Annotated in this window: 13 protein-coding genes; 5 read left to right on the top strand and 8 right to left on the bottom strand. The window is 59.5% G+C overall.

The window, feature by feature from the left end; genetic code table 11:
* Positions 1-177: 177 nt before the first annotated feature.
* The 5 genes from BLU25_RS11150 to BLU25_RS11130 form a co-directional block, all read right to left on the bottom strand.
* Positions 178-2,988 (bottom strand): FAD-binding and (Fe-S)-binding domain-containing protein, encoded by a 2,811-nt coding sequence (locus BLU25_RS11150; protein WP_016783462.1) that lies wholly within the window; start codon positions 2,986-2,988, stop codon positions 178-180.
* The gene (locus BLU25_RS11145) at positions 2,985-3,656 is read right to left on the bottom strand and encodes a LutC/YkgG family protein (RefSeq protein ID WP_016783461.1); all 672 of its coding nucleotides are present in this window, start codon (positions 3,654-3,656) and stop codon (positions 2,985-2,987) included. Before BLU25_RS11145 ends, BLU25_RS11150 begins: the two co-directional genes overlap by 4 nt.
* Positions 3,653-5,113 (bottom strand): LutB/LldF family L-lactate oxidation iron-sulfur protein, encoded by a 1,461-nt coding sequence (locus tag BLU25_RS11140; protein ID WP_016783460.1) that lies wholly within the window; start codon positions 5,111-5,113, stop codon positions 3,653-3,655. The genes BLU25_RS11145 and BLU25_RS11140 overlap by 4 nt, the downstream gene beginning before the upstream one ends.
* Positions 5,110-5,934 (bottom strand): (Fe-S)-binding protein, encoded by an 825-nt coding sequence (locus tag BLU25_RS11135; RefSeq protein ID WP_016783459.1) that lies wholly within the window; start codon positions 5,932-5,934, stop codon positions 5,110-5,112. The genes BLU25_RS11140 and BLU25_RS11135 overlap by 4 nt, the downstream gene beginning before the upstream one ends.
* A gap of 112 nt (positions 5,935-6,046) precedes the next feature.
* Entirely contained in the window at positions 6,047-7,741 is a 1,695-nt protein-coding gene (locus tag BLU25_RS11130; RefSeq protein ID WP_083369640.1) for a lactate permease LctP family transporter, read from the bottom strand.
* A gap of 261 nt (positions 7,742-8,002) precedes the next feature.
* Here BLU25_RS11130 and BLU25_RS11125 point away from each other — a divergent pair, with 261 nt between their 5' ends.
* A complete protein-coding gene (locus BLU25_RS11125; protein WP_016783458.1) occupies positions 8,003-8,770 on the top strand; it encodes a GntR family transcriptional regulator in 768 nt (255 codons plus the stop codon).
* A 156-nt stretch (positions 8,771-8,926) separates the two neighbouring features.
* On the opposite strand, the gene smpB is transcribed toward BLU25_RS11125, so the two are convergent.
* Positions 8,927-9,409, bottom strand: coding sequence for an SsrA-binding protein SmpB (smpB, locus tag BLU25_RS11120; RefSeq protein ID WP_016783457.1), 483 nt, complete (start codon positions 9,407-9,409; stop codon positions 8,927-8,929).
* 117 nt (positions 9,410-9,526) lie between these two features.
* Between smpB and BLU25_RS11115 the strand changes: the two genes are divergently transcribed.
* The 3 genes from BLU25_RS11115 to BLU25_RS11105 are packed head-to-tail and all read left to right on the top strand — an operon-like array spanning position 9,527 to position 11,682.
* Positions 9,527-10,930 carry a sodium-dependent transporter gene (locus BLU25_RS11115; protein ID WP_029611725.1) on the top strand — a complete coding sequence of 468 codons (1,404 nt, stop codon included), beginning with the start codon at positions 9,527-9,529 and terminating at the stop codon, positions 10,928-10,930.
* Between the two features lie 7 nt (positions 10,931-10,937).
* Positions 10,938-11,372, top strand: a complete 435-nt coding sequence (locus BLU25_RS11110; protein ID WP_016783455.1) for a type II toxin-antitoxin system RatA family toxin — start codon at positions 10,938-10,940, stop codon at positions 11,370-11,372.
* Positions 11,365-11,682, top strand: a complete 318-nt coding sequence (locus BLU25_RS11105; protein WP_016783454.1) for an RnfH family protein — start codon at positions 11,365-11,367, stop codon at positions 11,680-11,682. Before BLU25_RS11110 ends, BLU25_RS11105 begins: the two co-directional genes overlap by 8 nt.
* A 57-nt stretch (positions 11,683-11,739) precedes the next feature.
* Here BLU25_RS11105 and BLU25_RS11100 read toward each other — a convergent pair whose 3' ends face one another.
* Positions 11,740-12,267: an outer membrane protein assembly factor BamE gene (locus BLU25_RS11100; RefSeq protein ID WP_016783453.1), complete on the bottom strand. Its 528-nt coding sequence runs from the start codon at positions 12,265-12,267 to the stop codon at positions 11,740-11,742.
* 98 nt (positions 12,268-12,365) lie between these two features.
* On the opposite strand from BLU25_RS11100, the gene fur reads away from it, so the two are divergent.
* Positions 12,366-12,779 carry a ferric iron uptake transcriptional regulator gene (gene fur, locus BLU25_RS11095; protein WP_029611724.1) on the top strand — a complete coding sequence of 138 codons (414 nt, stop codon included), beginning with the start codon at positions 12,366-12,368 and terminating at the stop codon, positions 12,777-12,779.
* 98 nt (positions 12,780-12,877) lie between these two features.
* Here fur and recN read toward each other — a convergent pair whose 3' ends face one another.
* Positions 12,878-14,560 carry a DNA repair protein RecN gene (recN, locus tag BLU25_RS11090; RefSeq protein ID WP_016783451.1) on the bottom strand — a complete coding sequence of 561 codons (1,683 nt, stop codon included), beginning with the start codon at positions 14,558-14,560 and terminating at the stop codon, positions 12,878-12,880.
* Positions 14,561-14,806 lie beyond the last annotated feature (246 nt).

Here is a 14,806-nt window from a genome sequence, read left to right as displayed (position 1 = left end):
GACGGCCATGACTGTGATGGCGATTTTTGTTCCGGTACTACCGTTTCGCTACCTCTGTTTGGACGATGAAGGCAGTGCCTGAGGTCTGATCATCAGGGCGAGCAATGCAGGTGGTTTTTGGCCGGGGGCGCGCTTGTCTCGGGGCTTTCGAGCAAGCGCGCCCAGCCTGTCGGGGGGTTACAACGCCTTGGCTCCCGTTACCCGGTCCACCAGGTAAACCAGGCCGTGGTAATCAATGCCACCATGCTGGCTCAGGCCGATTTCACAGGTGCGGCTGGTGGAGATGCCTTCGCTGCAATATTGCACTGCGTCTTTCAAGGTGCGCAGCGAGTGGGCGTTCAGCTCGGGGGTGGTGAAGCCCTTGTCGCCGGCAAAGCCGCAGCAATGGATACCTTCCGGGATCACCACGTCGGTGCTGCACAGTCGCGCAATATCGATCAGGGCCTGGCTTTCGCCCAGGTGCTGGGTGCTGCAGGTGACATGCACGGCAATCGGCGCGGTTTGCGGGGTGAAGTTCAACTTATCCACAAGGTGGGTGCGAATAAAGCGTACCGGGTCGTACAGGTCGAGGCGGCTTTCGCCCAGGTCCTGCACCAGGCGCAGGGTGCAGGGGCTGGTGTCGCAGTAGATCGGGTCAAGCCCGCCACGGCTGGCATGCAGCAGGGCGCCGATCAGTTCCTGGCGCTTGTGCTCGGCCTGTTCGTTGTAGCCTTTGGACGCAAACGGCTGGCCGCAACACAGGCTGTCCATATTGTCGGGGAACACCACCTGGTAACCGGCTTTTTCCAGCAGGCCGCGGGTTTTGTCCAGCAGCGACATTTGTTCCTTGTCACCTGCCGCCGGGCCCATGACCCGTGACACGCACGCCGCCAGGTACACCACGCGCGGGCGGGCATCCTTGACCGGCGGGGTAAAGCGGATCGCCCGTTCCGGCTGGGGCATGGCGTTGGTCCACAAGGGCACGCGGCCTTTACTGGCTTTGCTCAGGGCCGAGGAGATTTTTGCCAGTCGCGGCGCGCCCAGCAGCATGCGCGCACCGTTGGCTACATGCAGGGTAAAGCGCGCGCCCTGCAGCGCGGTGGTGAAGTGACTGGCCAACCAGTCAGCCGTTTTGACACTGTCAGCGCTGCGTGCGCGGAGTTTTTTCACCAGTTCGCCGGTATTGATGCCTACCGGGCAGCGTTGCGCGCATAAACCGGTGGCTGCGCAGGTATCAATGCCTTGATAGGCGTAGGCCTTTTCCAGCTCAGTGGTGTCGATACCCGCGCGCTTCCTGGCCTGGATATCGCGCCAGATCACAATCCGCTGCCGCGGGCTGAGGGTCAGCCCCTTGGACGGGCACACCGGTTCGCAAAAACCGCACTCGATGCACTTATCCACAATCTCGTCAGCCGCAGGCATCGGCTTGAGGTGTTTGAGGTGGATATGCGGGTCTTCGCTGAGCACCACGTCGGGGTTGAGAATGCCCTGGGGGTCGAGCAAACGCTTGAGTGCCCACATCAATTGGTAAGCGTCGCTGCCCCATTCCAGCTCGACAAAGGGCGCCATATTGCGTCCGGTGCCGTGCTCGGCCTTGAGCGAGCCGCCGAACTCCACCGCCACCAGCTGCGCGACGTCATCCATAAAGGCCTGGTAGCGCGCCACTTCCTCGGGGTTGTTGAAGCCCTGGGTGAAGACGAAGTGCAGGTTGCCTTCGAGCGCGTGGCCAAACAGGATCGCTTCGTCGTAGTGGTGCTTGTCGAACAGCTCGATCAGGCGGTTGACGCCGATGGCCAGTTGCTCGACCGGGAAGGTCACGTCTTCGATGATCACCGTGGTGCCGGTTTTGCGCACCGCCCCGACGGCCGGGAAGGTGTCTTTGCGGATCGCCCACAGCTTGGCGTTTTCTTTCGGGTCTTCGGTGAAGTCGACCTGTTTTTCAACCGGGAAATCAGCCAGCGAGGCCATGATGTGTGCCAGTTGCTCGTGCAGTAAGCTCTGCGATGCGGCGCGAGATTCGATCAATAGCGCGCAGGCATTGGCCGACAGTTGTTGTACGAAAGCCGGCATGCCGGGTTTGTCCTGCACTGAGCGCAGGCTGCGGCGGTCGAGCAGCTCGACGGCAGACACGGGCTGGTTTTTAAGGACGGTTACCGCGTTGCAGCAGGTCTCGACATCCGGGAACACGATCAGCGCCGAAGCCTTGTTCGGATGGTCGATCACGGTGTCGTAGGTCACCGAGCTGATAAAGCCCAGGGTGCCTTCGCTGCCCACCAGCAGGTGGCTGAGGATATCCAGGGGGTCGTCGAAATCCACCAGGGCATTCAGCGACAGGCCGGTGGTGTTTTTCAGACGGTATTTGTGGCGGATTTTGGCCGCCAGTTCGGCATTGGCGCGGGTTTCGCGGGCCAATGTTCCAAGCTGTTCGAGCAAGAGGGCGTGGCTTTGGCGAAAGGCGGCGACATTGGCCGCGTCTTCAGTGTCGACCCGGGTGCCGTCGGCCAGCACTACGCGCAGGCCGGCCAGGGTGTGGTAGGTGTTTTGCGCGGTACCGCAGCACATGCCGCTGGCATTGTTGGCGACAATACCGCCAATTTTGCAGGCGTTGATCGATGCCGGATCAGGGCCAATCTTGCGCCCGAACGGGGCTAGCCAGGCATTGGCCTGTGCGCCGATCACCCCCGGTTGCAGGCGGATCTGCCTGCCCTGGCCGCGGATTTCCTTGCCGTTCCAGTTGTCGCCGAGCACGATCAGCACCGAGTCGCTGATGGCCTGGCCGGACAAGCTGGTGCCAGCAGCGCGGAAGGTCACCGATACCTGGTCGCGACGGGCCAGGCGCAGCAGCTCGACCACTTCGTCTTCGGATTCAACGCGAATCACCAGCTTGGGGATCAACCGATAAAAGCTCGCATCGGTGCCGAACGCCAGGGTCGACAGCGCATCGGTAAAACGACGGTCCTGGGGGATCAGCCGCTCGGCATCCCGCACAAAGGCAGCGGGCAGGCTCATGCATCCTCCAGGATCAACACGATCAGGTCTTTCGGGCCGTGGGCGCCATAGGCCAGTACTTGCTCGATATCAGCGGTTTTCGACGGGCCGGACACTAATAGCGCATTGGTCGGCATGCCGGCGGTCCAGTTCATTTCACGCTGCACCTGATAAAAGTTGTCACGAATTTCGCTGGCCTTGAGCAGGGCAAAATGCACCGGCGGCACCAGGCTCATCAGTCGTGGTTCTTCCGGGGTTGGCCACATGATCAGGCTACCGGTGGCGGCAATTGCACCCAGGGTGGTGGTCAAGCTGGCCGGGGTGTCGTTGAACAGTTCGGCTTTCCACGCTTCTACCGGGCGGTCGTAGGCCTTAAGTGTCGGCAGCGCAGGGTTTTGCGCCCAGTGCGCCGTCACTTTTTGCCCGTGAGGTGTAGTCGGCGCGATCAGCAGGCTCGGCAATTGCCGGTCGGTGACCAGTTGCGCGAGCAATGCAGGCCAGCCTTGCTCGGTACTGAGGTGAATTTCGGTGTGTACTGCTTCCATCAGCTTGCGCAGTTGCGGGATGCGTTGCTCCGGGGTGTAGGTCCAGGGCTCTGTGACCAGCACTTCGTCGAAGTTGTCAGGCACCGGTGTGGTGCCAGTCAGGCTTTTACGCAGTTTATTGAGGATGTTTTGCTTGGCGCTCATCGTGTTTCTCCCGACTTTTTCGCCAGATGCTCGCGGGCCATATCGTGCAGCGAACGGGCGGCAGGTTTGGGCGCGCTGTGGTTTTGCGTCCACGGGCCTACCTTGCTCGGCGTCAGGGCACGCAGGCGGGTGGCGGCCTTGAGGAAGGTGCGATAAAGGGCCGGGGAACTGTTGAGCTTGGCCCACATATTCCAGATCAGACGCTCTTTACGCGAATACTTGCTGCCCTGGCCGCGCATGATGCGGGGAGAGGTATCGGGCGCTTTGACGTTCTCTTCGCGCAGGCGTCGCAGCAATGCCGGGATCGGAATTTTTACCGGGCACACTTCGCCACAGGCACCGCACAGCGACGAGGCGCTCGGGTGATCCGGGACTTTTTTCAGGCCCACCATATGCGGCGTGATGATCGCGCCAATCGGGCCGGGATACACCTCACCGTAGGCATGACCGCCAATGCGGGTGTAAACCGGGCAGTGATTCATGCAGGCACCGCAGCGAATGCAGTTCAGCGTCTGGCGCAACTCGCTGTCGGCAAACGCCTGGCTGCGGCCGTTGTCCAGCAATACCAGGTGCACTTCTTCAGGGCCGTCCAGCTCGCCGGGCTTTCGCGGGCCGGAGATCATATTGACGTAGGTGGTGATCGGCTGGCCAAGGGCCGAACGAGTCAGCAAGGACACCAGCGGTACAACGTCGCGCAGGTTTTCGACCACTTTCTCGATACCGGTGACGGCAATATGCACCGGCGGCACGGTGGTCGACATACGCCCGTTGCCTTCGTTTTCCACCAGCAGCAGGGTGCCGGTTTCAGCGACGGCAAAGTTGACGCCGGACACGCCGATATCGGCTTCAAAGAACTTCTGGCGCAGTACCCGGCGGCCGATCTGGATCAGTTGATCCACGTCCTTGGTGTATTCCACACCGAGTTTCTCGTGAAACAGGTCGGCCACTTGCCCGGCGTTTTTATGGATCGCGGGCATGATGATGTGGGACGGTTTTTCGTTGTCGAGTTGAACGATATATTCGCCCATATCGGACTCAAGGCATTCAATGCCTTGGGCGCCGAGCACATGGTTCATCTCCATCTCTTCGCTGACCATCGACTTGCCTTTGATCACCTGTTTGGCGGCGCGCCGGCGGGCGATGGACATGACGATTTCATTGGCCTGGTCGACGGTTTCAGCCCAATGAACCTGCACGCCATTACGGGTCAGGTTGGCTTCCAGGCGTTCCAGCAGGTCAGGCAGTTTGGACAGGGCGCGGGCGCGGATGGCGTTGCCCAGGGCGCGCAGGTGTTCGCGTTCATGGGCGTCGCTGAAGGCAACAGCGCGCTTGGTCATCAGAGAATCCATCGCACTGCGAAAGTTGTTTCGCAGTTGCTTGTCACCCAGGGCTTCGTGAGCACGCTCGCGGAAGTCTTCTTCGACCGCGACGGTGGGGATCAGGGTGCTGGCGTTCATTGGCCACCTCCGGTGCGCTGCCACAGGAAACTGGCCAGATGCTGGCCGCGCAGGGACTCTTTCTGTTTTTCCAGCGAGCCGTTGATATTCATCAGGCAGCCGCAATCGGCGGTGAGCACTTGATGTGCACCGGTTTCAATCAAGGAGCGGGTCTTGTCGGCGACCATTGCGCCGGAAATATCCGGCATGCGTACGCTGAAGGTCCCGCCAAAACCGCAGCATTCACTTTCATGGCTGTGGTCGATGCGCTCCACATTGCCCAGTTGCGCAAGCATTTCGCGACCGTGCAGGTGGGTGTTCATTTCACGGCGTGCCGAGCAGGAGGTGTGCAGCGCGACCTTGACCGGGGCGCCGTGGTCCTTGAACTGGACCTTGCACACAAACAGCAAAAATTCGGTGAGTTCAAAGGTGCGTTCGGCCAGGGCGTGAACCTTTTTCAGGGTCTCGGGCTCGTCCTTGAACAGGTCTTCATAGTGTTCGCGCAGCATGCCGGCGCAGGAGCCGGACGGCACGACCACCGGGTAGTCTTCGGCGAACAGGGCCAGTTGCGATCGGGCTACTTCCCGGGCCTGTTCGGTGTAACCCGAGGTGTAGGCCGGTTGGCCACAGCAGCTTTGGCCTTGCGGGTAGTCAACTTCGATACCTTCGCGTTCGATCAGGTGGATGGCGTCCATCCCGGCTTCGGGGAAGAACAGATCGACCACGCAGGTGCCGAACAGGTAAACCTTGCGCGGTTTTTGCGCGGGGTATTGGCGGGGTACAGGCAAGGGCGGGGCGACACGGGTCGCATTCGGCACGGCGTTGTAAAAAAGCTCGCTCATCAGGCGTCTCCGGGTGGTCCCGGTTATGTGTCCACCGAGGTGGACCGGGTCGTGAATTACTGACGCCGGGGCATGCCCCGGCGCCATTAACGTGCAGTAACCATAGCGCTTATCAGTGAACCAGCATGCCGGTGAACCAGTAGGCCTGGGCCAGGGTGATCAGGCCGACGATGGTGGCGAAAAACAGGCTGTGCTTGAGGGTGAAGCGGAACAGGTCGGATTCCTTACCCACCAGACCGGTCGCGGCGCAGGCCACGGCAATCGATTGCGGGGAAATCATTTTGCCGGTTACGCCGCCGCTGGTATTGGCAGCCACCATCAGGGTGTCGCTGACGCCGATCTGGTGCGCGGTGGTGGCCTGCAGTGAGCTGAACAGGGCGTTGGACGAAGTGTCGGAACCGGTCAGGAACACGCCCAGCCAGCCGAGGAACGGCGAGAAGAACGGGAACGCAGCGCCTGTACCTGCCAGTACCAGGGCCATGGTCGAAGACATGCCCGAGTAGTTGGTGACAAAGGCAAAGGCCAGCACCATGCCGATGGACAGGATCGGCCAGCGCAGCTCGTAGAAGGTCTCTTTTAAAGTGGTCAGACCAGTCTTGATGTCGATTTTCAGGATCAGCATCGAGATCAGCGCCGAGAAGAAAATCGCCGTGCCGGTGGCGGAAATCGGGTCCAGTTTGAACACGGCGGCAATGGCGGTCGGCGCGTTGACGATCGGTGCGGTCTTGATCACCAGTTGATCCAGGTGCGGGATCGCGAAGTTAAACACCCAGCCGTACATCGAACCGCCAGCTGAGAACATCGCCTTGAACGGCTTCAGGGTCCAGATGGTGACCAGTACGGTCAGGATCAGGAACGGCGACCAGGCTTTAAGAATCTGCATCAGGCTGTAAGGCGAAGCCATCAGGTTGGTTGGCTTGCCGAAACCACCTGCGCTGGCGGTAACGATTACGTCAGAGCTAACGCCAGCAATTCGTGCGCCTGCGCTACGTTTTGGCTGCCAGACTTTGAGGAACAGGGTCAGGCTTACCAGGCTGGCCAGGGCCGAGGTGATGTCCGGCAGTTCCGGGCCAATGTAGTTGGAGGTGTAGTACTGGGTGATGGCGAAGCTCAAGCCGGCCACCAGGGCTGCGGGCCAGGTTTCACGCACGCCGCGCAGGCCGTCCATCATGAACACCAGCCAGAACGGCACGAACAGCGACAGCAGTGGCAACTGGCGGCCGGCCATTGCGCCGATCTTGAAGGCGTCGATACCGGTGACCTGGCCGGCCACGATGATCGGGATGCCCAGGGCACCAAAGGCCACTGGGGCGGTGTTGGCGATCAGGCACAAGCCAGCGGCGTACAGTGGGTTAAACCCCAGGCCTACAAGCAGTGCAGCTGTAATCGCTACCGGCGCACCGAAACCGGCTGCACCTTCAAGGAAAGCACCGAAGCAGAAGCCGATCAGCAGCACTTGCAGGCGCTGGTCGTCAGTGATCGACAGCACGGAGCTGCGGATGATTTCGAACTGGCCGCTCTTGACGGTCAGTTTATAGAGGAACACCGCGGCAACGATGATCCAGGCAATTGGCCAAAGGCCATAGGCAAATCCATAGCCCGCTGCGGCGAAAGCCATGTCGACAGGCATCTGGAAGGCAAAGATGGCCACCAGAATCGACAGGACAAGGGTGATGCTGCCGGCGACGTGGCCTTTGAGGCGGAACACGGCCAGGGCGAGAAAGAAGAATACGATCGGGACGACGGCCGCGAGAGCGGACAGGCCGAGGCTGCCGAGCGGGCTGTAGAGCTGTTGCCAGGTTTGCATATGGGGTGGCCCCTAATTGTTATTGGTCGATGCTGTCGACTGCTTTTGGTATATTGGTATTACCAATTTATAATCGCTGTTGGCTAGGTTAAAAGCCTTATGAGGCATGTGTCAATTTGCCGCCTCTAAATCTTTCGTCGAGGTATTCGTTGTCAGGGCATCTGATGGGGTTTTGAGCGGTGTTTCTGATGGGTGTATGCGTGGCGCCAATCGGCGAGAATAGCGGCCCCCGGCGCGTGGTCGGGAGGGTGGAGAGCAGTTATGGGGTTTGATCAGATCCGGCAGCGCCGTTTGTCGGACGATATTGTCGAGCAGCTTGAGGGCATGATTCTCGAGGGCACGTTGAAGTCGGGTGAACGCTTGCCCGCTGAACGTGCGCTGGCGGAGCAATTTGGGGTATCGCGCCCGTCGTTGCGCGAGGCGATCCAGAAGTTGTCGGCCAAGGGGCTGCTGGTCAGTCGCCAGGGTGGCGGCAATTATGTGGCCACATCATTGGGCTCGACCTTTAGTGATCCCTTGTTGCAGTTGCTGGAAAGCAACCCTGAAGCCCAGCGCGATCTGCTTGAGTTTCGTCATACGCTTGAGGCTTCGTGCGCTTTTTACGCGGCCTCGCGGGCGACCGAGATGGATCGCGAGCGTCTGCGGCTGGCCTTTGAGCGGTTGCAGGACTGTTATGCACGGGTTGATGAAGTCAGTCGCGCAGAAGAGGGGGAGGCCGATGCCAACTTCCACCTGGCCATTGCCGAGGCAAGTCATAACGCGGTGTTGCTGCATACAATTCGCGGGTTATTCGACCTGCTCAAGCGCAACGTGGTGACCAATATTGGTGGCATGTACAAGCAGCGCAGTGAAACGCGCGACATGCTGATCAGTCAGCATCGCGAGTTGTATCTGGCAATTATCGAGGGCAGGGCGGAAGACGCCCGGGAAGTGGCGAGCCGTCACCTGGTGTATGTGCAGGAAGTGTTGGAAGAGGTGCGTCAGGAAGTTCAGCGCATGGCGCGGGCTGAGCGGCGTAATGGCTTGTAATTGTTGATGCAAGCCCTGTGGGAGCGAGCTTGCTCGCGATTCAGGCAACTCGGTGTATCAGGTATACCAAGTTGATTCCATCGCGAGCAAGCCCGCTCCCACAAGAGCTGAGGCAGCATCAAGGCAGTTGCTCCCACGAGTGCAAGGGCAGAAGAACTAGTCTTCCTTGCCCTTGTTGCGCACCGCACGTTGCAGCTCGCGATCGGAATCGCGCTCACGTTCGGTATGACGCTTGTCGTATTCCTTCTTGCCTTTACCCAGGGCAATTTCGCACTTGATCAAGTGCTTGCTCCAGTAAAGCGAGAGGCAGACGCAGGCGTAACCCTTTTGCTGCACCGAGGCAAACAGCTTCTCAAGCTCGCGCTTGTTGAGCAGCAGTTTGCGGCTGCGCGTCGGGTCGGCAATAACGTGGGTGCTGGCCGTCGTCAGAGGCGCAATATGGCTGCCGAGCAACCATGCTTCACCATCCTTGAGCAGCACATAGCTGTCGACCAGCTGTGCCTTGCCTGCACGCAGACTTTTTACTTCCCAGCCGGCCAGGACCAGACCAGCCTCGAACCGATGTTCGATGAAGTAATCGTGTCGCGCTTTTTTATTCTGCGCGATGGTCCCTGTAGGGTGTTTCTTCTGTTTAGCCATAGGGGCGGCATTATAGGCAGTTGCGAGCCTGTCGGCTACGGGCACCTGCGTGCTTGAGCGTGTAGGGTGATTCCCGGACAATGCGCCCTCTTTTTTTAGTGGTTGGGCGTAGTAACGATGTCGACAGACAAGGTTTCTGTCCACGGCAGTTGGGCAAGCCGTTGGGTCTTTATTCTCGCTGCGACCGGTTCTGCCGTGGGTTTGGGCAGTATCTGGAAATTCCCTTACATGGTTGGCGTCTATGGTGGCGGCGCGTTTGTGTTGGTGTTTCTGGCCTGTATCGCGCTGATCGGTGTGCCGGTGATGCTGGCTGAAACCCTGATCGGGCGGCGTGCACGGCTTAGTCCGGCAAATGCCTTGAAGGTGTTGGCGGTCGAGGCGGGGCATTCGGGGCGTTGGTCGTGGGGGGCGTTTGCCGGGATGATTACGGCGCTGCTGATTTTGTCTTTCTATAGTGTGGTGGGCGGCTGGTCGCTGGATTACATCATCAATATGGGCAAGGGCGACTTTCAGGGCGCGACGGCCGATCAGGTCGGCCAGTACTTTGCAGAGGTGATCTCCAACCCCTGGCGCCTCACGTTCTGGCATACCGGGTTTATGCTGCTGTCTGCGTATGTGATCGCCAAGGGCGTGGTTGCGGGGCTTGAGCGCAGTTTGCGGATCATGATGCCGTTGCTGTTTGTGCTGCTGCTGGTATTGCTGGGCTACAGCATGACCACCGGGCACTTTATGCAGGGTGTGCATTTCATGTTCGACTTCAACCCCGATCGCGTACTCGACGGGTTGCTGGCCGCAATGGGCCATGCGTTCTTTTCGCTGAGCGTGGGCGTGGGATCGATCATGATCTACGGCGCGTATATGCCCAAGAATGCGTCGATCTCCGGGACTGTGGTGGGGGTGGCATTGATCGACACCTTTGTCTCATTGCTCGCCGGGCTGGCATTGTTTCCAATTGTGTTTGCGTCGGGGCTCAACCCCAGCGAAGGCCCGGGCTTGATGTTTGTGACCTTGCCTTTTGCCTTTGGCAATGTGGCGTTTGGTCAACTGATGGGCGTAGTGTTTTTTGTTCTGGTGGCGGTGGCCGCCTGGAGTTCGGCGATTTCGTTGCTGGAGCCGATGGTGGCGTACCTGGTGGAGCGCACCAGGGTGCGCCGCCTGTGGGTCACCTTCTGGCTGGCATTCAGTTGCTGGTTTGTTGGCCTGGGTACGGTGTTTTCGTTCAATATCTGGAAACAGGCCAAGTTCTTTGTGAACGAAGATTCCGGTTTTCACCTCTACCAATGGGGCGCGGCCAGTGGCCTGGATTTCTTTGGTGTCGTCGATTTCTTCACCTCGCGTATCATGTTGCCATTGGGCGGCCTGTGTTTTGTGGTGTTTGCAGGCTGGATCATGGGGCGCGGCGCGGTTCGCGATGAGTTGTCGATGCGCAGCCCGGTGATGTTCGCCCTGACTCTTTTTTTGATGCGCTATGTGGCGCCACTCGGCATTCTGATTGTGTTTGCCGCCCAGCTGTGGAAGTAACGCTGACATGACTACCCATATCCAACGCTCTGCCTTGTTGCCTTATCCAGCCCAGGCGCTGTATGACCTGGTGAACGATGTTGCGAGCTACCCGCAGTTTTTGCCGTGGTGCTCGTCTGCCGAAATCCTGGAAAGCACTGAAGTTCTGATGCGCGCCAGCCTGGGCGTGGCCAAGGGCGGCTTGAGCCAGCACTTTGTCACGCGCAACACCCTGGTGCCCGGGCAGTCCATCGAGATGAACCTTGAAGAAGGCCCGTTTACCAAGCTGCACGGCGTGTGGGTGTTCAAGCCCCTGGGTGACAAGGCGTGCAAGATCAGCCTGGACATGACCTTTGATTACGCCGGAGCCATCGTCAAGGCGACTCTGGGGCCTTTGTTCAATCAGGCGGCCAATACGCTGGTGGATGCTTTCTGCCAGCGCGCCAAACAGCTGTATGGCTGAGCCCGTGATCGAAGCTGAGGTGGTTTACGCCGCTGTTGATCGCCAGTGCCTGCTGACCGTGATGGTGGCCCAAGGCACGACGGTGCGGGCTGCGGTATTGGCGTCGGGCATCGGGCGCGAGTTTCCAGAGGTTGACCTGGCCAATTGCCCGGTGGGGATTTTCGGCAAACAGGTGGCTGACCCTGATACCCGGGTGCTACAGGCCGGGGAGCGCATCGAACTGTATCGTGCGCTGTTGGCCGACCCCAAGGAGATTCGCCGCCAGCGTGCGGCCAAGGCTGCCGAGGCCAAGCGCCTTAGCCAGTCCTGACAGCTTTATGGCAGGCAACAAAAAGCCCGGCATGCCGGGCTTTTTTGTACCGGGCGTTTATTGCTCGGTGGTATCTAGAGGTTCTGGCGTAGGAACCGGTACGGTTTCAACACCGTCCACGTCCTTCTGGATCTGATCAAGCAACGAACCAGGCTTGGCTGGAACTTCGCTCTTCTCGGCTGGAGCTTGAGTCGCCGGTTCGGTCACGTCTGTGCCACCGGTTTTGCCGAGAATGGCTTCGTCGCGGCTGACGCCAGGCTTGAAGTCACCTGACAGGCTCACGAGCTGGTCGTTCTGGTTGAAGAACACACTGATGCGTTCCTGTTGGCGTTCACCGCCGCCGGGCTGCAGGCTATACAGGTAATCCCAGCGATCAGGGTGGAATGTATCGGTCAGCAGGGCATTACCCATGATAAACCGCACTTGCCGGCGGGTCATTCCCGGGCGTAACTGGTTTATCATGTCCTGCGTGACGACATTGCCCTGTTGGATGTCGATTTTGTAAACCCCGGGGAATGAACAACCGGCGAGTGCGAGCAGTCCCACAAAGGTGAAACTGGTTAGCAAGAGCTTGGTGTTTTGCATCGGTGGGCGACTTCCACTATCTTGGCTGGGACAACGTAAACGCCGATCATACCCGTATTAAGAGAAGCTGCGAAGCGGCTTCCGCGAGAAAGCTAACCATGGTTGAAAATAGCGAACTACGTAAGGCCGGACTTAAGGTGACTCTGCCACGAGTCAAAATTCTACAGATGCTTGACTCTGCAGAGCAGCGTCACATGAGCGCCGAGGATGTTTACAAGGCACTTATGCAAGCGGGCGAGGACGTCGGTCTGGCCACGGTTTACCGTGTACTGACCCAGTTTGAGTCAGCAGGGCTGGTGATTCGCCATAATTTCGATGGCGGTCATGCTGTCTTTGAATTGGCTGATGCTGACGGCGGCCACCACGACCATATGGTCAACGTGGACAGCGGTGAAGTGATCGAGTTTTTCGACGAAGACATCGAAAAACTGCAGCACGCCATTGCAGCCAAGCACGGTGTCGAGTTGGTGGATCACAACTTGGTGCTGTACGTGCGCAAGAAGGCCAAGTAAGAGCATGTCACGCGAATTACGGTTCGCGAAACGATCGAAGGCGGCCCAAGGGCCGCCTTCGTGCTTTCTGATACCGGTTATTTCATGACCGTTCGTCGTTAAGCCGCAAGATTCTTCGCCGTGATCACCATCTTTTTGGCGTGGGCCAGGGATTCCTTGGTCAGGTCGATACCGCCAAGCATGCGGGCGACCTCTTCGACGCGCTCTTTTTTGCTCAGTTTGGCCACGGCAGTGCGGGTGGTCTCACTTTCGCGCACCTTGTGGACAAACAGATGCTGATGGCACTGCGCGGCCACTTGCGGCAAGTGAGTGACCGTCAGCACCTGACCGCGCTCGCCCAGGCGGCGCAGCAGTTGCCCGACGATCTCTGCAGTCGGCCCGCCAATGCCCACGTCTACTTCGTCGAAGACCAGGGTCGGTACGCGGGAAGTTTGTGCGGTGATCACCTGAATGGCCAGGCTGATACGCGATAGTTCGCCGCCCGAGGCAACCTTGGCCAGGGCCTTGAGGGGTTGGCCGGGGTTGGCGCTGACCAGCAGTTCAACCTGCTCCAGGCCGTGGGGGGCGGGATCACTGCTGGCTTGTGGGCGCAGTTCGATCACAAAGCGGCCCCCGGGCATGCCCAGGCGCTGGATCTCTTCTTCTACGGCAGTGCTCAGGCGTGTTGCGGCCAGGCTGCGCAGATTGCTCAGTTCCCGTGCGCACTCTTGATAGTGGCGGGTAAAGGACGTCAGCTCATTGGCCAGGCGCTCGATGTTTTCATCGTTGGCGTTGAGGGTCTCCAGCTCATCCAGCAGTTTTTGCTGCAGGGCGGCCACTTCGGTGGGCTGGACCCGATGTTTGCGCGCCAGGGTATAAATGGTGTCGAGCCGCTCTTCGAGGTACTGCAGGCGGCCCGGGTCGGCGTCGAAGTGGTCGATAAAGCGGTTGAGTTCCCCCACCGCCTCTTCGACCTGAATCTGTGCGCTGGCCAGCAGGTCAGTGGCTTCGCCCAGCGAGCCCGAGTTGCTGTTGATGCTTGAGAGGCGGTTGAGGCTGGCTGTCAGTGCATTGAGCACATTGCCGGAATCGCTTTCGCTGCATTGCTCGACCACTTGTCGGCAGATGGTCAGCAGGGTTTCGGCGTTGGTCAGGTTTTTGTGTTCCTGCTCCAGCTCTTCCAGTTCGTTCTCACCCAGAGAGAGTGTTTCCAGCTCTTCAAGCTGATAGCTCAACAGTTGATGGCGTGCGCGCTGTTCATCGCCAGAGTTGGACAGGTGCTCAAGCTCTTGTTTGGTCTGGCGCCAGCGTTGTGCCGCCAGTTGCACCTGGCGGGCCAGGTCGGTGGCGCCGGCGAATTCGTCGAGCAGGCGACGGTGGGTGTCGGGCTTGAGCAGCGACTGGTGTTCATGCTGACTGTGGATGTCGATCAGCAGCTCGCCCAGTGCTTTGAGGTCGCCCTGGGGGCAGGGCGTGCCGTTGATATAGCTGCGCGAGCGGCCTTCGGCGGTGATGACCCGGCGCAGGATGCACGGGCCGTCGCCTTCAAGGTCGCGCTCGGCCAGCCAGGCCCGGGCTTCGGGGATGTCCTGCAGGTCGAACGTGGCCAGGATATCGGCCTTGTCGGCTCCGGGGCGCACGACGCCGCTGTCGGCGCGGTCGCCAAGGGTGAGGCCCAATGCATCGAGCATGATCGATTTGCCGGCGCCAGTCTCGCCAGTGATTACACTCATCCCGCGATCCAGTTCCAGATCGAGATGTTCAACGATGGCGTAGTTGTGTACGGACAGGTGCACCAGCATGGGAGCTGCTCCAAAACGTAATGTCTGGTTATTTATACAGTGTTTTGTTTCCTGCTGACAATGGTTGCGCTTAGTTCGATTTGCTTGTTTTTATCGGGTTCTTAGCTCGTTTGGTTTTTTCAGCTGGGGCAGGGTGAGGGGGCAAACATGCCTTTTATGGTTTTTTGGCTCTTGAACCTGAGAATTGCGACCCCATATACCTTGGCACAAGCGCGAGTCGAGCTCGCGGACGATGTTTGAAAGGAG

The organism is Pseudomonas fragi (assembly GCF_900105835.1).
GTDB lineage: Bacteria > Pseudomonadota > Gammaproteobacteria > Pseudomonadales > Pseudomonadaceae > Aquipseudomonas > Aquipseudomonas fragi.
The sequence above is the reverse complement of the archived record's forward strand: the minus strand, read 5'-3'. Positions and strand labels throughout refer to the sequence as shown.